At 55.0% G+C, this 19,935-nt stretch carries 17 protein-coding genes and 1 riboswitch; of the genes, 12 read left to right on the top strand and 5 right to left on the bottom strand.

Features of this window, described 5'->3' with window-relative positions:
- Positions 1-36 precede the first annotated feature (36 nt).
- Positions 37-1,689, bottom strand: a complete 1,653-nt coding sequence (locus OGY62_RS09555) for an MFS transporter (RefSeq protein ID WP_049011895.1) — start codon at positions 1,687-1,689, stop codon at positions 37-39.
- Between the two features lie 270 nt (positions 1,690-1,959).
- On the opposite strand from OGY62_RS09555, the gene OGY62_RS09550 reads away from it, so the two are divergent.
- Together OGY62_RS09550 and aldA are read left to right on the top strand one after the other, a co-directional pair.
- Positions 1,960-2,760, top strand: a complete 801-nt coding sequence (locus tag OGY62_RS09550; protein WP_114847884.1) for a YdcF family protein — start codon at positions 1,960-1,962, stop codon at positions 2,758-2,760.
- 204 nt (positions 2,761-2,964) lie between these two features.
- Positions 2,965-4,404 (top strand): aldehyde dehydrogenase, encoded by a 1,440-nt coding sequence (aldA, locus tag OGY62_RS09545; protein WP_047463614.1) that lies wholly within the window; start codon positions 2,965-2,967, stop codon positions 4,402-4,404.
- A 39-nt stretch (positions 4,405-4,443) separates the two neighbouring features.
- Here aldA and OGY62_RS09540 read toward each other — a convergent pair whose 3' ends face one another.
- Together OGY62_RS09540 and gap are read right to left on the bottom strand one after the other, a co-directional pair.
- Complete coding sequence (locus OGY62_RS09540; RefSeq protein WP_286459662.1) at positions 4,444-5,370, bottom strand: alpha/beta hydrolase; 927 nt, start codon at positions 5,368-5,370, stop codon at positions 4,444-4,446.
- Between the two features lie 132 nt (positions 5,371-5,502).
- Positions 5,503-6,504, bottom strand: coding sequence for a type I glyceraldehyde-3-phosphate dehydrogenase (gene gap, locus OGY62_RS09535; RefSeq protein ID WP_047463617.1), 1,002 nt, complete (start codon positions 6,502-6,504; stop codon positions 5,503-5,505).
- 190 nt (positions 6,505-6,694) lie between these two features.
- On the opposite strand from gap, the gene cybB reads away from it, so the two are divergent.
- The 4 genes from cybB (at position 6,695) to OGY62_RS09515 (ending at position 10,713) form a co-directional block, all read left to right on the top strand.
- On the top strand, positions 6,695-7,225 hold the full coding sequence (gene cybB / locus OGY62_RS09530) for a cytochrome b561 (protein ID WP_012132327.1): 531 nt from the start codon (positions 6,695-6,697) through the stop codon (positions 7,223-7,225).
- Between the two features lie 203 nt (positions 7,226-7,428).
- Complete coding sequence (locus OGY62_RS09525) at positions 7,429-7,704, top strand: metal/formaldehyde-sensitive transcriptional repressor (RefSeq protein WP_012132328.1); 276 nt, start codon at positions 7,429-7,431, stop codon at positions 7,702-7,704.
- Between the two features lie 32 nt (positions 7,705-7,736).
- The gene (locus OGY62_RS09520; RefSeq protein ID WP_012132329.1) at positions 7,737-8,855 is read left to right on the top strand and encodes an S-(hydroxymethyl)glutathione dehydrogenase/class III alcohol dehydrogenase; all 1,119 of its coding nucleotides are present in this window, start codon (positions 7,737-7,739) and stop codon (positions 8,853-8,855) included.
- Between the two features lie 169 nt (positions 8,856-9,024).
- Complete coding sequence (locus tag OGY62_RS09515; protein WP_233593956.1) at positions 9,025-10,713, top strand: methyl-accepting chemotaxis protein; 1,689 nt, start codon at positions 9,025-9,027, stop codon at positions 10,711-10,713.
- 62 nt (positions 10,714-10,775) lie between these two features.
- On the opposite strand, the gene OGY62_RS09510 is transcribed toward OGY62_RS09515, so the two are convergent.
- Complete coding sequence (locus OGY62_RS09510; protein ID WP_012132331.1) at positions 10,776-11,699, bottom strand: LysR substrate-binding domain-containing protein; 924 nt, start codon at positions 11,697-11,699, stop codon at positions 10,776-10,778.
- Between the two features lie 230 nt (positions 11,700-11,929).
- Positions 11,930-12,002: riboswitch (Fluoride riboswitch) on the top strand.
- A gap of 75 nt (positions 12,003-12,077) precedes the next feature.
- Between OGY62_RS09510 and OGY62_RS09505 the strand changes: the two genes are divergently transcribed.
- The 6 genes from OGY62_RS09505 to rimL all read left to right on the top strand — a co-directional run bounded on the left by OGY62_RS09505 (position 12,078) and on the right by rimL (position 18,944).
- Positions 12,078-12,980, top strand: a complete 903-nt coding sequence (locus OGY62_RS09505; protein ID WP_286459659.1) for a DHHA2 domain-containing protein — start codon at positions 12,078-12,080, stop codon at positions 12,978-12,980.
- An 81-nt stretch (positions 12,981-13,061) separates the two neighbouring features.
- Positions 13,062-14,405: a 2-oxoadipate dioxygenase/decarboxylase HglS gene (gene hglS, locus OGY62_RS09500; protein ID WP_199972081.1), complete on the top strand. Its 1,344-nt coding sequence runs from the start codon at positions 13,062-13,064 to the stop codon at positions 14,403-14,405.
- A 41-nt stretch (positions 14,406-14,446) separates the two neighbouring features.
- Entirely contained in the window at positions 14,447-15,955 is a 1,509-nt protein-coding gene (locus OGY62_RS09495) for a carboxylesterase/lipase family protein (protein ID WP_286459655.1), read from the top strand.
- Between the two features lie 243 nt (positions 15,956-16,198).
- A complete protein-coding gene (locus tag OGY62_RS09490; protein ID WP_024130319.1) occupies positions 16,199-17,854 on the top strand; it encodes a glucan biosynthesis protein D in 1,656 nt (551 codons plus the stop codon).
- Positions 17,855-18,032: 178 nt separating this feature from the next.
- Positions 18,033-18,257, top strand: coding sequence for an HP1242/YdcH family protein (locus tag OGY62_RS09485; protein ID WP_012132337.1), 225 nt, complete (start codon positions 18,033-18,035; stop codon positions 18,255-18,257).
- Between the two features lie 141 nt (positions 18,258-18,398).
- Positions 18,399-18,944 carry a 50S ribosomal protein L7/L12-serine acetyltransferase gene (gene rimL, locus OGY62_RS09480; RefSeq protein WP_012132338.1) on the top strand — a complete coding sequence of 182 codons (546 nt, stop codon included), beginning with the start codon at positions 18,399-18,401 and terminating at the stop codon, positions 18,942-18,944.
- On the opposite strand, the gene ydcK is transcribed toward rimL, so the two are convergent.
- Positions 18,936-19,916, bottom strand: coding sequence for a YdcK family protein (gene ydcK / locus OGY62_RS09475; RefSeq protein ID WP_286459652.1), 981 nt, complete (start codon positions 19,914-19,916; stop codon positions 18,936-18,938). The two genes, rimL and ydcK, sit on opposite strands and share 9 nt — an antisense overlap.
- Between the last annotated feature and the right edge of the window lie 19 nt (positions 19,917-19,935).

Below are 19,935 nucleotides of genomic sequence, written 5' to 3'. Positions count from 1 at the left end.
CTCCTGAGGTAAAGCGATAAACATAATTTTCATCTGTTACTTGGTTCCGGTGGCTTTTTTCAGCGCCATCCGGGCGGTAATACGCAGTCGCAGCAAGCGCCATAAAATCCAGATTAGCGTAGCGGCGGCAATGCTGGCCGTCAGTAAATAAGTATCGTTATAGGCGAGGATATTTGCCTCAAGCGACGTAACGGTTTGTAGCTGGGCGATCGCCTGGGTGTTCAGCAATGCGCTGTCGCCAATCAGGCTTTTGTACATCTGGCTGTACATCTGTAGACGCTCATTCACCAGCGGATTTAGCGTGGTGAGCTGATCGGCCAGCAGGCTGGAGTGATATTTTTCACGCCAGGTCTGGAACGTGCCGAGAATAGCGGAGCCCAGCAGACCGCCGATGTTCTGACTCATCCCAAATAAGACGGAAAAACTGACCAGATTGCGCGGATCGGCGATGACGCCGCCGATACCCGCCAGCATTGCCGGGGCAAGGAAGAACGCGCTGCCAAAGCCGAGTAAGAATTGGCTGACCATTAACTGGTCGGGACGCGTCAGGTTTGTGGAGTGGCTGTCGAGCAGCGAGGCGACGATCATCAATGCCAGCGACGTAATCACGGGCCAGGCCAGCCGCGTCGGTTTAATCGTCAGGCAACTGGTGATGATGCCGCACACAATGCCAGCGAAAATTGACCAGGCCAGATGCGTCATTTGCTCATTCTGTAAGCCAGCGTATTGCAGCCAGCCAATTACGCCGGTGTTTTGCTCCGCCAGCACAATGCGGATCAGCAACATAATCAGCCCCAGGCGGAGAATACTGCCGCTGGAGAGCCAGCGCGTATTCAACAGCGGATTGCTGCGGTTATGCTCGAACACAATTGCGCTGATGATGAGTACCGTCGCCAGCGCCAGAGACCAGCCAATCCAGGGCGCTTCGAACCACCAGTCCAGTCGCCCCAGCGACAGCACGGCACAGACCAGCGCCATGCCGGGCGCGAGCAGAATAAAAGTAATAAAGTCTTTCTTTTCAAAAACCTTACGTCTGTCGCCGGGAGGCAGTTTTAAGGCGATGACGCAGCCCAGCGAAACCAGCGCCAGTCCCAGCTCAAAGAAGTACAGGCCGCGCCACTCATCCAGTTGCAGCAGTTCGGTAGAGAACAACCGGGCGAGGGGAATGGCCAGCGACGACCCGGTAATACCGATCGTTAACGCTTTCAGACGGTGTTTCGCAGGCCAGGCCTGTATCTGATAATAAATACCCAGCGAACTGAGCGCGGCGGCGACCATACCGTGCGCCGCGCGTACCATTAGCGCGGAACTCAGATCGTTGACGAAGAGGTGAAAAAAGGTGACCAGCACATACAGCACCAGAAAACCTTCGGTAAATGCCCGCAGACCAAACTGCTGGCGAAATTTCACCAGCAGCAGGTTAATTGAGACATTGGTCATGACATAAACGGCAGGCAGCCAGGCGATCTCCGTCGACCAGGCAGCAAAGGTGCCCTGTAAATTTTGCAGATTCGCGGTCACGACCGCGTTCCCGAGGGCGCCGGTCAGACACACCAGCAGGCCGACCACGCCGTAGGCGATGCGTTTCGGCGTGCTGTGAATGGGAGTCGAAGGTGAGCCTAACAGCGCGGGCTTTTCGTGAGGCTGCCACTCGCGAGGAGCATAAGGATCGCGTTGGGGCAGGCGCATAACGTCGTATACCTTTGTATTATTTGAATGGTTAGCGGGCTAATGATTCTACGTCTGACGTAAACCATAATTCAAGTGAATATGAAAATGCCTGGTAAATCAAATATTCATTGCCGTTAAGCCGGGATTTTCGTTCATTGAACGTTGTTTGACATCAACGCTTTATCTCACCCTCGCACCACAGGATAATCAGCGGATCGTCTTTCGGAGTGATCTGGTACTCACCAGAAGCCACTCCGGTACTCTGCAAGGAACACAGGAGGAAGAACCATGAGAATGAGACCGTTTCCGGCATTATCCAGTACAACGCTGGAAGCAGCGAACACGCTGGGGCATTGGCTGGCCCAAAATGACTTCTCTGGTGACGCGCCGTATCAGGCTGACTGCGTTGTGCTGGCGGGGAATGCCGTCATCCCGGCGATAGACGCCGCCTGCAACATAGCGAAAGCGCAGCAGATCCCGCTGTTGATCAGCGGCGGCATCGGCCATTCCACCACGTTTCTCTATGCCGCCATCGCCGGGCACCCGCGCTACAACACCATACGCACCACCGGGCGTACGGAAGCCAAAATCCTCGCGGATATCGCTCATCAGTTCTGGCAGATCCCGACGGAGAACATTTGGCCAGAAGACAAGTCAACAAACTGCGGTGAGAACGCGCAGTTTAGCTGCGCCCTGATTAGTCAGGTATCGGCGCCCATTAACACCGCCATTATCGTACAGGACCCGACAATGCAACGCCGGACGATGGCGACGTTCCGCCGCGTCACCTGCGACGATCCCGATTCGCCCCGCTGGTTGAGCTATCCTGGTATTGTCCCGACGCTGTGCCAGCACGATGACGGCGTGGATTTTGCCGGAGAACAGAAGGGGTTGTGGTCCGTGGATCGCTATCTCTCCCTGATTGCGGGAGAGCTTCCGCGCTTACGGGATGATGAAACCGGCTACGGGCCGCGTGGCCGCGACTTTATTGTGCACGTTGATATTCCCGCTGACGTTGAGGCGGCGTGGCAGACGCTGCAAAATGACGCTGACCTGATTGAGACCATGAACAGTCGTTCGTTGCGTTAATGTTACTTTCTTGCCCGTTTGCGGAAATTTACGCTCAAACGGGCAAACTCTCTCCCCGATATCGCCTCTCTGACAGAACCTTCCTGGCTGCTTTTATGAAGCACATCACAAAACCAGCACCGCAGACGACCCTGAGAACATGTGATTGTTATTACTTAACAATGATTTTACTTGTTAAGAACAATTCAATTACAGGAGCAGCGTATGTCCGCACCCGTACAACACCCGATGTATATCAATGGTCAATTTGTTAGCTGGCAGGGAGACGCATGGATTGATGTGGTGAATCCTGCCACCGAAGAACTGCTCTCCCGTATTCCTGATGGCGGCGCGCAAGAGGCGCGTCAGGCCATTGACGCCGCTGCGCGCGCTCAGCCGGAATGGGAGGCGCTGCCTGCGATTGAACGCGCGGGGTGGCTGAGAAAGATCGCGGCAGGGATTCGTGAGCGGGCAGAAGAGATCAGCGCGCTGATTGTCGCGGAAGGCGGAAAAATCCAGCAGCTGGCGCAGGTGGAAGTCGCGTTCACCGCCGACTACATCGAATATATGGCCGAGTGGGCGCGCCGTTATGAAGGCGAGATCCTGCAAAGCGACCGCCCCGGAGAAAATATTCTGGTCTTTAAACGCGCGCTGGGCGTCACCACCGGGATTCTGCCGTGGAACTTTCCGTTCTTTTTGATTGCCCGGAAGCTCGCTCCGGCGTTGTTGACCGGGAATACCATCGTCATTAAACCCAGCGAATTTACGCCAAACAATGCCATTGCTTTCGCGCAGATCGTGCATGACATCGGCTTACCGAAAGGCGTATTCAACCTGGTGCTGGGACGCGGTGAAACAGTTGGGCAGGAGCTGGCGGGGAACCCGAAAGTCGCGATGGTAAGCATGACCGGCAGCGTGGTCGCCGGCGAGAAAATTATGGCGGCGGCAGCGAAAAACATCACTAAAGTTTGCCTGGAACTGGGCGGGAAAGCCCCGGCAATCGTGATGGACGATGCGGATCTTGAACTGGCCGTGAAAGCGATTGTGGATTCCAGAGTGATCAACACCGGGCAGGTCTGTAACTGTGCTGAGCGCGTTTATGTGCAAAAAGGGATTTACGATCGCTTTGTGAATCGTCTGGGCGAGGCGATGAAAGCGGTTCAGTTTGGCGATCCGGCACAGCGTGATGACATCGCAATGGGGCCGCTGATTAACGCTGCCGCGCTGGAGCGGGTAGAGCAGAAAGTGGCGCGCGCCGTACAGGAGGGCGCTCGCGTGGCGTTGGGCGGCAAGGCCGTGGAGGGCAAAGGTTATTATTATCCACCGACGCTGCTGCTGGACGTTCGCCAGGAGATGACCATCATGCATGAGGAGACATTTGGCCCCGTGCTGCCGGTTGTGGCGTTTGATACGCTGGAAGAGGCGCTGGAGATGGCGAACGACAGCGATTACGGTCTGACATCGTCTGTATATACGCAAAACCTGAATGTTGCGATGAAGGCGATCGGCGGGCTGAAATTCGGCGAGACCTATATCAATCGCGAAAACTTTGAGGCGATGCAGGGATTCCATGCTGGCTGGCGCAAGTCAGGTATTGGCGGGGCGGATGGCAAACACGGTCTGAACGAGTATCTGCAAACGCAGGTGGTCTATTTGCAGTCCTGATGTAACAGGCCGGGGTTTTCCCCGGCCTGCTAATGGCGGTCACACTTTGGTCGCAATCCAGTTCATCATCAGTTCCGGCCAGACCGCGACCGGCAATCCCTGCGTATCACGAATGCCAAACCCGTGTTTTCCTCGCTCAAACAGATGCATTTCCACCGCTACGCCAGAACGGCGCAGCGCGTTAAAAAATACCAGGCTGTTTTCCACCTTTACCGCCGGATCGTCGATGGCATGCAGCAGAAATGTGGGCGGCGTAGCGGCATCCGCGCGTTCCTCAAGCGAGTAGTGGCGAATCTGTTCATCGTCAGGTTCCGCGCCCATCAGCTCAAGGCGTGAGCCGGGATGATAAATGTCGTCACGCATGGTGATGACCGGATAGACCAGCGCCATAAAAGCAGGGCGGGCGTTGATTTCATCCAGGCTGTCGATGGGGGGACAGGCGAGTTCAGCAAAGCGCGTCCCCAGACTGGCGGCGACATGCGCACCGGCAGAAAAACCCAGCACCCCGATGCGTTCCGGGTCGATCTTCCACACTTGCGCATTGGCGCGAAGATAGCGCATCGCGCGCTGCACATCCGCCAGCGGCGCGTTTGCCCCTTCATCATGGCCATCTCCGGGCATCCGGTAGGTCATCACGAACAGGGTATAACCACGCGCATTAAAAAAGGGCGCCAGCGCGCTGCCTTCTTTGTCCAGCACGACGCGCCGGTAGGAACCGCCTGGCGTCACGAGAAGCCCCACGCCGTTGGGTTTATCTGGCGCGTAAACGGTGATTTCAGGAGATCGGACGCCCGTGACGGCGCGATCGAAGATGGATGTACCGGTATGCCGCGGTTCTGGCGTAAAAACAGCATCGCTGTTTTTCGCTCCGGGTGCTTCGCCATCAGGCCAGAGGGTAAATGTGGCTGAGCGGGAGACGGCTTGCGCCATCATTTCTTCTAAGGTTTCGCGGCTGAATACGTCCATGACTGTGCTCACTCAGTGATAAACGTTATCTATAACACAGTTAATCCATTGAAAATCGGAAGGGATTCACATCGTTTTGAATGACCAGATAAATGGTGAAAACGGCGGAGGAACAATGCCTCCGCCAGAGGGTCAGAGTTTGGCGAATTTATCCAGCGTGCGAATAAGTTGGGTCACAAAACCGTACTCGTTATCGTACCAGGCGACGGTTTTCACTAGTTGCAGATCGCCCACTGTGCTGATTTCAGTTTGCGTGGCATCGAACACCGAACCGAAATGTGAGCCGATGATATCGGAAGAGACGATCTCTTCATCGGTATAGCCGAACGACGGATTATGGGTTGTTGCTTTCTTCAGCGCCGCGTTGATCTCTTCCGCAGTGACTTTTTTCTCCAGAATCGAGACCAGCTCGGTTACAGAGCCGGTTTTCACCGGAACGCGCTGAGCATGGCCTTTAAGTTTTCCGCTCAGTTCAGGAATCACCAGACCAATGGCTTTCGCCGCGCCGGTGGTGTGGGGGATGATGTTTTCCGCCGCCGCCCGCGAAGCGCGCAGATCCTTCCCGCGCGGCCCGTCGACCAGCGACTGGGTTCCGGTGTAGGCGTGAATTGTGGTCATGGTGCCAACCTGAATGCCAAAGTTGTCATTCAGCGCTTTCGCCATCGGCGCCAGGCAGTTAGTGGTGCAGGATGCGACAGAAACAATCTGGTCGCTGGCATCCAGCGTGTCGTCATTCACGTTGAAGACAATGGTTTTCATATCGCCAGCCGGGGCGGAAATCAGCACTTTTTTAGCGCCAGCGTCGAGGTGCGCTTTGGACTTCTCGGCTGAGGTATAGAAGCCGGTGCACTCGACAATGATCCCGGCGCCGGTGGTTTTCCACGGAATATTTTTAGCCTCTTTTTCTGCGTAAACCGCAATTTTTTTGCCGTCCACAATCAGCGCGTCTTCGGTGAAATCCACACTCCAGGGGAATACGCCGTAGTTTGAGTCATATTTCAACAGATACGCGAGGATTTTAGGGGAGGTCAGGTCATTGATGGCGACGACATCAATGTCGCTTTTCACTTCCAGCAGACGACGTAACACCAGACGACCGATACGACCAAAGCCGTTAATGCCAATTTTACTCATGGTTTTCTCCTGTCAGGATGCAACGGTACGACACATTTTTTCCCTACCAGGCATAGTCCAGTCAGGCGTCCAGGGCAATAACAGATTTTGCGGCTAAGCGTAACTGGTTGAAATTGGGTGAACAAAAGTTAATGAATTTTTAACAAAAGCTCGCTATGTTGACGCTTTATTTTTTTACTCAGGACGTGTTATGAGCAATAAGTACACAAGCCTGCAAATTGGCATCCACTGGCTGGTCTTTTTACTGGTTATTGTGACCTACTGTGCAATGGAGTTGAGGGGATTTGCGCCCCGCAGCTATCGTCCGTGGATCAATATGGTTCATGTCTCGTGCGGGATGACCATCCTGGTGTTGATGGTGACGCGCCTGCTGGTCAGACTGAAATACCCGGCGCCGCCCATTGTGCCAAAACCAAAGCCGATGGTGACCGGAATGGCGCATCTTGGGCATCTGGTGATCTATCTGCTGTTTATTGTCTTGCCGATTATTGGCCTGGTGATGATGTATAACCGGGGCAATCCCTGGGTTGCGTTCGGCCTGGTGATGCCGCATGCGTCAGACGCTAATTTTGAGGTGGTGGATATGCTGAAAACCTGGCATATCACGCTGGCGAAACTGGGGTATTTTGTCATTGGTTTGCATGCCGCCGCGGCGCTGATGCATCACTACGTCTGGAAAGACAATACGCTATTGCGCATGATGCCGCGCAAACGTTCCTGACTCTTCTCACCACCCCGCGTAATGCGGGGTTTCTTTTAGAAAACACCTGCGTGTAACCAGACCCGTGACGCAGGTGAAGGAAACGGGTCTACATCGGAAGCGGGCAGTATAGCCATTTGTCATACAAATTGCGAGATGCTGCTGTTGGTTTTACAGTCACATAACAAATCTGATAGTATACCCCCCTATAGTATGGAGGGCGTATGCCGCATTCACCTGAAGATAAAAAACGTATTCTCACTCGGGTTCGCCGTATCCGCGGGCAGGTTGACGCGCTGGAACGGGCGCTGGAGTCAGGAGAACCTTGCCTGGCGATCCTGCAACAGATTGCCGCCGTTCGCGGCGCATCTAACGGGCTGATGGGAGAGATGGTTGAGATTCACCTGAAAGATGAACTGGTCAGCGGTGACACCACGCCGGATCAACGCGCCGTGCGCATGGCTGAAATCGGCCACCTTCTGCGCGCTTATCTAAAATAAACAGATCACCTCACAATAATGGGAAGAGACAAATGAAATCACGTGCAGCAGTTGCATTTGGCCCCGGCCAGCCGTTAAAGATTGTTGAAATTGACGTCGCGCCGCCGCAAAAAGGTGAAGTGCTGGTTAAAATTACCCATACCGGCGTTTGCCATACGGATGCGTTTACGCTCTCCGGCGACGACCCGGAAGGCGTGTTCCCGGCGGTTCTGGGTCACGAAGGCGGTGGCGTGGTGGTTGACGTTGGCGAAGGCGTCACCAGTCTGAAGCCTGGCGATCATGTTATTCCGCTGTACACCGCAGAATGCGGCGAGTGTAAGTTCTGTAAATCCGGCAAAACCAACCTGTGTCAGGCGGTGCGCGCCACGCAGGGTAAAGGGTTGATGCCGGATGGCACCACCCGTTTTTCTTACAACGGCGAACCTGTCTATCACTATATGGGCACCAGCACATTCAGTGAATATACCGTTTGTGCTGAAATTTCCCTGGCGAAAGTCAATCCGCAGGCGCCGCTGGATAAAGTCTGTCTGCTGGGGTGCGGCGTCACCACAGGGATTGGCGCGGTACACAACACGGCAAAAGTAAAAGAAGGGGATAGCGTTGCGGTCTTTGGCCTGGGCGGTATCGGCCTGGCGGTGATTCAGGGAGCGGTGCAGGCGAAAGCCGGGCGTATTCTGGCGGTTGACACCAACCCGGAGAAATTCAAACTGGCGGAAGAAATGGGCGCGACCGATTTCATTAATCCGAATGACTATGACAAACCCATCCAGGATGTGATTGTTGAGCTGACCGATGGCGGCGTCGATTTCAGTTTTGAATGTATCGGTAACGTCAATGTGATGCGCGCAGCACTGGAGTGCTGCCACAAAGGCTGGGGCGAGAGCATCATCATCGGCGTGGCTGGCGCAGGCCAGGAAATTAAAACCCGTCCGTTCCAGCTTGTTACCGGGCGCGTCTGGCGCGGTTCCGCTTTTGGCGGTGTGAAAGGGCGTAGCCAACTGCCAGGCATGGTGGAAGAGGCGATGGCGGGGAAAATTCGTCTGGACCCGTTCATTACCCATCGCTTGCCGCTTGATCAAATCAACGATGCCTTTGATTTAATGCATCAGGGCAAGTCCATTCGTACCGTTATCCATTTCGGTGATAACTGATTCACATGCCAGCGGGTCTGCCGCTGGCACTTTCCTGAATTTTCAGGAATAAATGTTGTGAAAATGTGACAAACATTCCGATTTTCACCGTAAGCAAACTTCCTGGAATGCCGATGACTATCTAACGGGCGTGTTTTATACGCAATAACCTACAAGAGAGTCGACGGTCATGGACAACACATCAACGATGCAAGCACCGCATAAGCTGGGTTTTCTGCATCATATTCGGCTGGTTCCGCTGTTTTCCTCCATTCTCGGTGGCATCCTTCTTCTGTTCGCACTCAGTTCCGGGCTGGCGGGGTACTTCCTGCTACAGGCAGATCGTGACCAGCGGGATGTGACGGACGAAATTCAGGTGCGGATGGGCTTATCCAACAGTTCTAACCATCTGCGTACCGCGCGTATCAATATGATCCATGCAGGCGCGGCGAGCCGCATTGCTGAAATGGACGACATGAAAGCCAATATCGCTGAGGCGGAGAAGCGGATTAAGCAGTCGCAGGAAGGCTTTAACGTCTTTATGGCGCGGGCGGTAAAAACACCGGCGGACGAAGCGCTGGATGCGGAGCTGAATACCCGCTTCAAAGCCTATATTGATGGCCTGCAACCTATGTTGAAATACGCCAGAAACGGTATGTTCGAGGCGATTATCAACCATGAAAACGAACAGGCCAGACCGCTCGATACCGCGTATAACACCGTATTGCTCAAGGCGATTGAGCTACGCACGGCGCGCGCGAATCAGCTTAGCGACCAGGCGCATCAGCGCAGCCAACTGGGATTGATGTTCATGATTGGGGCGTTCGCGCTGGCGCTGGTGCTTACGCTACTGACGTTTATCGCGCTCCGCCGGACGGTAATCAACCCTCTGCAACGTGCTGCACAGCGTATTGAACAGATTGCCGCAGGCGATCTCACCATGCCGGATGACCCAACCGGACGCAGCGAAATCGGTCGCTTAAGCCGCCATCTCCAGAAGATGCAGTCCTCTCTGGGGCAAACGGTGGGAACGGTACGTCAGGGGGCGGAAGAGATTTATCGCGGCACCAGTGAGATTTCCGCCGGCAATACCGATTTGTCATCGCGTACGGAAGAGCAGGCCGCAGCAATTGAACAGACCGCAGCCAGCATGGAAGAGCTCACGGCCACGGTGAAACAAAATGCGGACAACGCGCACCATGCCAGCAAACTGGCGGAAGACGCCTCCGGCAAAGCCAGTCACGGCGGTCAGATGGTGTCTGGCGTCGTGAAAACAATGGGCAACATCTCCAATAGTTCGAAGAAAATTTCCGAGATCACGGCCGTCATCAACAGCATCGCTTTCCAGACCAATATCCTGGCGCTTAACGCGGCGGTCGAAGCGGCGCGAGCGGGTGAACAAGGGCGCGGCTTCGCCGTGGTCGCCAGTGAAGTGCGCACGCTGGCAAGCCGCAGTGCGCAGGCGGCGAAAGAAATTGAAGGGCTGATCAGCGAATCGGTCAGACTGATTGACCAGGGCTCCGGGGAAGTCGTCGCAGCAGGCAACACCATGAATGATATTGTCGATGCCGTGCGACGCGTAACGGACATTATGCTGGAGATCGCCGCAGCCTCTGATGAGCAGAGCCGTGGGATTGTGCAGGTGAGCCAGGCGATTTCCGAGATGGATAAAGTCACGCAGCAAAACGCCTCGCTGGTCGAAGAGGCCTCCGCCGCCGCCGCGTCTCTGGAAGAGCAGGCTGCTCGCTTAACCGAAGCGGTCGGGGCGTTTCGTTTGCAGGGGGGAAGTGCGATTAAACGCGCGCCGTCTGAGAACGTCGTCGCCAGTTCATCACCGCTGCCAGTAACAACCAGCGGTGATAACTGGGAAACGTTTTAAGCCTTAATATTGCCGGATAACGACGCTAACGCGTCTTATCCGGCATTTATTTGAGGGCGCATTCAGTGCGGCATGGATTTGCGGATAGCGGCGATCAGCGCCTGTGCGCCGGGAGAAAGCGGCGTGTCCACGCGGGTGAGGATGCCAATCGGTTCGCCAGCGCCCAGGGTGGGAATCGGCAGTGATACCAGCGTAGCCTGGCGCAGATCTTCTTTCACCGCGCCTGAAGGGACAAACCAGACGTAGTCATAATCAACGGTAAGCTGGCGAGACAGCGAGGCCGACAGCGTTTCGATGCAGCCAACGGGCATTTTGCAGCCCTGACTTTGTAGCAGACCTTCCGCATTCTGCCGGGGAGCGGTGCCTTTGGGCGACACGACCACTGGCCATTCCATCACACGGCTTAAGGTGACGGTTTCCTGTAATAGCGGGTGATTAGGGCGCACAACCAGCTTCAGCGACTCCAGAAACAGCAGCTCGTAATTCAGACCGCTCATCAATTCCGGGTCGGACATCCGGCCAATACCGAGGTCGATTTCCCCCGTTTTTAAGCCAGCGAGCAGCATCGGGTTATTCATGGTGGCGACCTGTAACGTCGTCTCTTTTTGCTGCTTATGGAACTGACCAATAACGGCCGGAAGGATACCCAACGCGGCGGTGGGCAATGCGCCAATGCGCACCACATCATTATTGAGGCTTTCTTTGCGATTCAACGCCTGGCCCGCGGTATTAAGCGCATCAAGCACTTTTACCGCATGGGTGAGGAACTGTTCGCCGGGCAGCGTTAACTGCGCGCCGAGGCGACCACGCTCAAAAAGGCGGGTTCCGGTCAGTTGCTCCAGCTCGTTAAGCGTTTTAGAGAGTGCAGGTTGACTCAGGTTAAGGGTTTCAGCCGCGCGCCCCAGTGTTCCTTGTTGGGCGACAGCTACAAAAGTATGAAGATGGCGCAAACGGATGCGCTGACTAAACAAGCTATTTTTTTCCATAAGCGATGTTAAAAACAGAGCGGTGCCGGTGACAAGTAAAGTTATTGGTTTTTGATAACCTGATAGCAAAATATTATTAACATCTAACTCATTTCCTTTACAAGAAGTTTGTTTTGCTTATGTTTTGTACGATTCACAGTGATGTGAGAATAATGACAATGCGTGGCGCAGAAAGCGACAGGTCATAACGTGAGTTCATACTTGAAAGAGACATCAAGCGGGTTCACAATCCAGTGCAGGGTGATGGCGTTCCACCTTATTCCAACCGCCTCGTTTCAGTAGGCTGATGACGCCTGATATGACTCTTTATCACCAGGAGCGTGTCGGGCTGGTCAATACTCTTCCGGTTCCTCATGCTTTTTCCAACAGGAAACAACAATGATATATGTAATTGGTCACCTCAATCCTGATAGCGATGCTATCTGTACGGCCATGATGACGGCGCGCTGGCTGACGTTGCGCGGGCAGGAGGCAGTGGCGTTCCGCACGGGGGAAGCCAACCGTGAGACGCAGTTTATTTTTGCGCAGGCGGGGTTGCCCATTCCTGAACGATTAAGCGTTCCGCTCACCGATCGGGACGTCTGGCTGGTTGATTTTACCGAACCAGCCCATGGGCCGGATTCTTTAGCGCAGAGTAACGTTGTTGGCATTATTGACCATCACCGCTTAGGCGGGTTGATCACCCGACTGCCGCCGGAAGTGTGGGTAAAACCTGTTGGCAGTAGCGCAACATTACTGTGGCAACTGATGACGGATGCCATTCGAAAACAGCTTTCACCCGCAGAAGCGACGTTATTACTGGGCGCCGTTCTGAGTGACACTGTCACGCTTCGTTCGCCGACAACGACCCCGGATGATCGCCTTGCGGTGGAATCGCTCAGCCAGCTCGCCGGTTTGTCTCTTGAACGCTTTAGCCGCGATCTTCTGTACGCGAAAACCAGCGTGGAAGGGATGAACGCCAGCCAGCTTCTTCAGAAGGACATGAAAACCTTTACTGTCCACGGGCAGCGGGTTTGCGTGGCGCAGCTTGAGCTGTATGCGATGGAGCAGGTTGATGCGATGATGGACGACCTGCGTGAGGAAATGGCGCGCTATGCCGCCGGGGCAGATGCGGCGCTGGTTGTTCTGATGCTCACGGATATCAATCTCGGTTATTCCCGCCTCTGGTTTGCCGGAGATGCCCAGCCGGACGTCCCGCACCCCTGCGAGGTGGAAGGGATGCTGAGCCGTAAGAAACAGATGCTCCCCTGGCTGGAACATCACCTGAATCCGCACAGGTGAGATCACACTTTGTAAATTCTTCCCACCAGAGTGAACGGCGTTTTCTACACTCCAGGTAATATTCACTGGAGGCATGACATTATGGCGAACACCATCGCGGCTGATGAGATTCGGGAACACTTTTCGCAGGCAATGTCAGCAATGTACCAGCAGGAAGTTCCACAGTATGGTACATTGCTGGAACTTGTCGCTGATGTGAATCTGACGGTACTGGAAAATAATCCTACGCTGCATGAAAAGCTGGCCAACGCGGATGAGCTGGCGCGGCTGAACGTTGAGCGGCATGGCGCGATTCGGGTGGGTACGGCGCAGGAGCTTTCCACCTTGCGCCGAATGTTTGCGATTATGGGGATGTATCCCGTCAGTTATTACGACCTTTCTCAGGCGGGCGTTCCCGTTCATTCCACCGCCTTTCGCCCCATTGACGATGCGTCGCTTTCCCGCAACCCGTTTCGCGTCTTCACCTCGCTATTACGGCTGGAGTTAATTGAGAACGCGGCGCTGCGCCAACGCGCGGCGGATATTCTGGCGAAGCGCGATATCTTTACGCCGCGCTGTCGCGAACTTCTGGACGTCTTTGATGCGCAGAGCAATTTTACCGGGGCGCAGGCGCGGGAGTTTGTGCAGGAGGCGCTGGAGACTTTCCGCTGGCACCGGCACGCCACGGTGGACAGGGAAACGTATCAGGCATTACATAATGAACACCGTCTGATTGCTGACGTGGTGTGTTTTCCGGGGTGCCACATTAACCACCTGACGCCGCGCACGCTGGATATCGACAAAGTGCAGTTGATGATGCCGGAATGCGGTATCGAACCCAAGATCCTGATTGAAGGGCCGCCGCGCCGTGAGGTACCGATTCTGTTACGCCAGACCAGTTTCAAGGCGCTGGAAGAGTCGGTGCTGTTTGCCGGTGAAACGGAGGGCAGCCATACGGCACGTTTTGGTGAGATTGAACAGCGCGGCGTGGCGCTGACGCCTGAAGGGCGGCGGTTGTACGATGCGTTACTGCATAAGGCGGGGACGGGCAAAGATAATCTTACGCATCAGCTGCATTTGCAGGCGGTCTTTAACGCTTTCCCGGACAGCGAATTTTTACTGCGCCAGCAGGGGCTCGCCTGGTTTCGCTACCGGTTAACGCCTGCCGGTGAATCGCACCGCCAGTCTATTCATCCGGGCGACGACCCACAGCCGCTGATTGAACGCGGTTGGGTGGTGGCACAACCCATTACCTATGAAGATTTTCTGCCGGTAAGCGCGGCCGGAATATTCCAGTCTAACCTGGGTAACGAAACCCAGGCGCGCAGCCACGGCAATGCCAGCCGCGACGCCTTTGAGCAGGCGTTAGGGTGCCCGGTATATGATGAGTTTGCGCTTTATCAGGCGGCGGAAGAACGCAGTAAACGGCGTTGCGGACTGCTCTGATCGCGGTATGCTGTCGGGATGTGAAGGAAAAGGAATGCGTCATGTTGAATCCCTCCATCCCGCTTGTCGAAACGCAACAGGGAAATGTCATGGGTGTCGTGCAAAACGACATCCACATCTGGCGCGGTATACCGTATGCCGCGCCGCCTACGGGTCAGCTCCGCTGGCGGGCGCCACAGCCTGTCGCACCCTGGCAGGGCGAACGCCCTGCGAATACATTTTCATGCGCCAGCTGGCAGGATATTGAATATTGTCGCGAGCTTGGCGGGGGCGATCCGGGGCGTTTTTCCGAGGATTGCTTGTATCTGAACATCTGGGCGCCCGCGATGCGCCCGCAGCCGTTGCCAGTTATGGTCTGGCTGCATGGCGGCGGCTACACCATCGGCGCGGGAGGATTACCGCCTTACGACGGTTGTGCGCTGGCGAAGCGCGATGTCGTGGTAGTCACACTCAATTATCGTCTTGGTCACCTGGGATTTTTTGCTCATCCGGCCCTTGATGACGAGGACGGCGAATGCGTACATAACTTCGCCTTGCTCGATCAGATCGCGGCGCTACGCTGGGTGCAGGACAATATTGCCGCTTTCGGCGGCGATGCGCAGAATGTGACGCTGTTCGGCGAGTCCGCTGGCGCGCGTAGCGTTCTGTCGCTGATGGCGTCCCCACGGGCACAGGGCCTGTTCCATAAAGCCATTATTCAGAGTGGTTATACGTTACCGGATACGCCGCGCGAGGTCGCGCTGCAAAAGGGTATCGAACTGGCGGCGCATTTTAATTTGCCGGACGCCACTGCTGAACAGTTGCGGGCGCTACCGGCGGAGGCATTCTGGCCGCTGGGCGCGCCGTTGAAAATCGCGCCGACGCCGATTTCCGGCGATGCGGTATTGCCACAGCCGATGATGGAGACCTTCTTTGCCGGAAAGCAGCACCCAATGCCGGTTCTGATTGGCTCCAACAGCGACGAAGCGAGCGTGATGGCGGTGTTTGGCGTTGATCTCGCCGGGCAGATCGCGAAATTGCGGCGCGAACGCCGACTGGGGTTAGGGCTGATCAAGCTGCTCTATCCCGGCGTGAAGGGTGATGAGGAACTGGGGCGTCAGGTCTGCCGCGATATGGCGTTCACCACGTTGGGCTATGTGGTGATGCAGGCGCAGCAGCGGGTAGGTGAACCGTGCTGGCGATACTGGTTTGACTATGTCGCGGAAACTGAACACACAACCTACGCCAACGGCGCCTGGCACGGAAATGAAGTGCCGTATGTCTTTGATACGCTGACGCTGGCGGAACCCGCGTGCAATTACGTGAATGACAACGATCTGGCGTTTGCCCGGCATATCGCCGATTACTGGGTTAATTTCGCCCGTCACGCCAGCCGGACCTGCGATGTTCTGCATGGTCCGGTGCGCTGGCCCGCCAGCGTTCAGGGGCGGGATCGCTTGTTACGCATCGGACTGAATAAATTTGCCGGTTTTAAAGTAGAGAACCGCTTTATGGGCGCGCGGATGGCGCTGTTCAAACGGGTGATGAAACATCACGTCAGTCTGGAATAATGGCGAGATGTTCGGCAGGTTGCGCTTTTCATAACCTGAAAGCGCGCCATCTGTATTTACACGGTATTCAGTCTGTTCTTATCGACATAAAATATTTTGGCTTTTGTACAGATTATCGACAGCCAACAATTGGATTATTAATGAATTTTGTCTAGAGTGAGCGGTCAGAAACGTTGTACTTCTTGCCGCTGATAGAGACCAGCGCGGGACCATTCACACGACCAGAAGGACTCACTTTCAGGTATGGATCGTAGACGATTTATTAAAGGTTCAATGGCAATGGCCGCCGTGTGCGGTACGAGCGGTATTGCTTCACTCTTTTCCCGCGCCGCTTTCGCGGCAGAGTCTGATATTGCAGATGGTCAAACCGTCCGTTTTGACTTTTCCGTTCTGCAATCAATGGCGAACGATTTAGCGCAAAAGCCGTGGGGCGGCGAACCCCGGGCGTTACCCAATACGCTGGCGAATCTGACGCCGCAGGCCTACAACAGCATTCAGTACGATGCGGCGCACTCTCTGTGGAACAACATCGAAGGCCGCAAGCTGGATGTGCAATTTTTCCACGTAGGAATGGGCTTCCGTCGTCGCGTGCGTATGTTCTCGCTTGATGCCAGCACGCATCAGGCGCGCGAAATTCATTTCCGCCCGGAACTGTTCAAATACAACGATGCCGGTGTCGATACCCGTCAACTGGAAGGGCAAACCGACCTTGGCTTCGCGGGCTTTCGTGCCTTTAAAGCGCCTGAACTGGCGCGTCGCGACATCGTCTCCTTCCTGGGGGCAAGCTACTTCCGCGCGGTGGATGACACTTATCAGTACGGGCTGTCCGCGCGAGGCCTGGCGATAGACACCTATACCGACAGCAAAGAAGAGTTCCCGGACTTCACCGCATTCTGGTTTGAGACGGCGAAACCGGGCGACACCACGTTTACCGTGTATGCGCTGCTGGATAGCCCAAGCGTCACTGGCGCCTATAAATTTGTGATCCACTGTGAAGAGAGTCAGGTGATCATGGATGTGGAAAACCACATTTATGCGCGTAAAGACATCAAGCAGCTGGGTATCGCGCCAATGACCAGCATGTTCAGCTGCGGCAACAATGAACGCCGGATGTGCGACACCATTCATCCGCAAATTCACGACTCTGACCGCCTGGCCATGTGGCTGGGCAATGGCGAATGGATCTGCCGTCCGCTGAATAACCCGCAGAAATTGCAGTTCAACGCCTATCTCGACAATAACCCGAAAGGGTTCGGCCTGCTGCAACTTGACCGTGACTTTTCCCACTATCAGGACATCATGGGCTGGTATAACAAACGCCCAAGCCTGTGGGTGGAGCCGCGTAACAAATGGGGGAAAGGGTCTATTGGCCTGATGGAAATCCCGACGACCGGTGAAACGCTCGATAACGTGGTGTGCTTCTGGCAGCCGGAAAAAGCGATCAAAGCGGGCGATGATCTGGCGTTCAAATACCGTCTTTACTGGAGCGCGCAACCGCCGGTTCGCTCGCCGTTGGCGCGCGTGATGGCGACCCGTACCGGTATGGGCGGTTTCCCCGAAGGGTGGGCGCCGGGTGAACACTACCCGGAAAAATGGGCGCGCCGCTTTGCCATTGATTTTGTCGGCGGCGATCTGAAAGCCGCTGCGCCGAAGGGGATCGAACCTGTCATTACGCTGTCTAACGGCGAAGCGAAACAGATTGAGATCCTCTACGTCGAACCGTTCGATGGTTATCGCATCCAGTTTGACTGGTATCCGACGTCAGATTCAACCGACCCGGTGGATATGCGTATGTTCCTGCGCTGCCAGGGGGACGCCATTAGCGAAACCTGGCTGTATCAGTATTTCCCGCCGGCGCCGGATAAGCGTCGCTACGTTGATGACCGCGTGATGCGGTAATCCGCTCTGCTGCCCCGAGCCGCCACACTGCTGGCGGCTCTTTTCTCCCGACGATTCCCGGCGCATTTTCTGCTCATTATTTAAACTCGATCCCGTTCGCATTATTCCTTATGTCAAATGCGTAAGCTGACGGTGTGTACTTCAGTACACGTTTTACAGCCACTAACAGGGAGTGCGTATGTTTCCAGAATACAGAGATCTGATTTCACGACTGAAAACCGAGAATCCTCGCTTTCTTTCCTTGTTCGAAAAACACAACACCCTTGATCATGAGATTGCCCGGCTGGAAGGTTCTGACGGCAGGGGATACAGTTTGGATATTGTTCGTCTGAAGAAAGAGAAACTCCATCTGAAGGAGGATCTGCTCAGAATATTGCAGAAAGAAAGTTTGAATGAGAGCTGATTCGTTGTAGGCACTGCGCAGTCTTTGTCCTGCTTAAAAGGGCTTCCTGACAGACAAGGAAGCCCTTCCTGTTTTCAGGTATGCGGGCAAGTCTGTGATAAGCTAATAAATCCTGCTGTTGTCACCGTAAAGGATGGAGAAATGGCTGAAGTCATCACGATCAGCGAAACACTGGAACTGCGAGCGGTGGAAGAGTGCCATGTTACGCCGTTACATCAACTGGTGCTTAAAAACAAAGACTGGCTACAGGCATCGCTAAACTGGCCGCAGTTTGTCGCCAGTGAAGACGATACGCGCAAAAATGTGCAGGGTAATATGATGTTGCACCAGCGAGGCTACGCCAAAATGTTCCTTATCTTTCAGGAAGAGGAGGTGGTGGGCGTCATCTCGTTTAATCTGATAGAGCCGTTGAATAAAACCGCCTATATCGGTTACTGGCTGGATGAATCTCACCAGCGGCAGGGCATTATGTCGCGCGCGCTTCAGGCGTTTATCGGCCATTATGCCGGGCGCGGCGAGCTTCGACGCTTTGTGATTAAATGTCGGGTTGCGAACCAGGCGAGCAACCAGGTGGCGCGCCGCAATGGTTTTGAACTGGAAGGATGCCTGAAACAAGCGGAGTTTCTCAACGGGGAGTATCACGACGTTAACCTGTACGCCCGCATTATCGAGAACGCCTCAGAGTAACCCTGCCAACGGTGTTCGTGTAATATGCTGTTCACCGTTAACCACTTTTGGGCCACGCAGATGGATGCTGTCGCCATCAAAGGTTTCGATCGTCGCCCGATCGGTGATTTCCACATGATGCTCAATCAGCACGTCCCCCAGAATGCGGGCATGGCCTTCGATCAGGATATGATCGTCAAGCAGGACAGGGCCGCCGCGTAGTTCGGCATGACCACCGACCAGAACGTGATGTTTCAATACGCAGTTACCTTCAACCGTCGCGTGCTCCGCCACCTGAGCACTGTAACGCAGCGTAGGGATGGCATCTTCCTCCGTTCCCGCAATAACGCGGGCGTGACCGTACACTTTGGCACAGTCGCAAAGCCAGACGTTATTCTCTTCATTACCTTCGACGATCGCGAAATCAAACACTTCCGCGCGGTGTTCAATAAACGCCTGGGTGACTATCGCATCGCCGTAGATTTGCGCCTGATGCACAATGCGCGAGCTGCTGACGGTGGCGCGATCGTAGATTTGCAGCGTCAGGTCGCTTTCCTGGGTTAGGCCTTTTGCGGCGATAATCTCCGAATGGTGCAGAATACGAGCGTCGCCAGACAGATGACATTCACCGCGAACGACCGAATTCTGCACGGTGACGTTGTTGCTTATCCGGGCGCCGTGACTGATCTCGGCCAGATCAATCCAGACGTTATCACTGATTTGCGCGCGATCTCTGATGATGCAGGCCTGGGTGATGCGGGCGTTGCCTGAAATCATCGCCCCGGCGAATGCGAGGGCATTCTCGTCGTAAATCCAGCAGTGTCCTTCTTGCGCCAGCACGCTTTCGTCGTCTACCCAGCCGCCAGCGGTTCCGGCTTTGACGTCGTTAAAGTCGGTAAGGGCAATGATCTGGCGCAGCAGGACGCTTTTTTTGTGGCCGTTATCCTGATAACTAAAGGCACGCGATTCTTCACTCAGGTGATATTTGCTCATGGGGAATTTCCCTTTGCTC

It is taken from the genome of Citrobacter sp. CK198 (assembly GCF_030333295.1).
Lineage (GTDB): Bacteria > Pseudomonadota > Gammaproteobacteria > Enterobacterales > Enterobacteriaceae > Citrobacter_B > Citrobacter_B koseri.
This window is presented reverse-complemented; position numbering and strand designations above follow the sequence as displayed.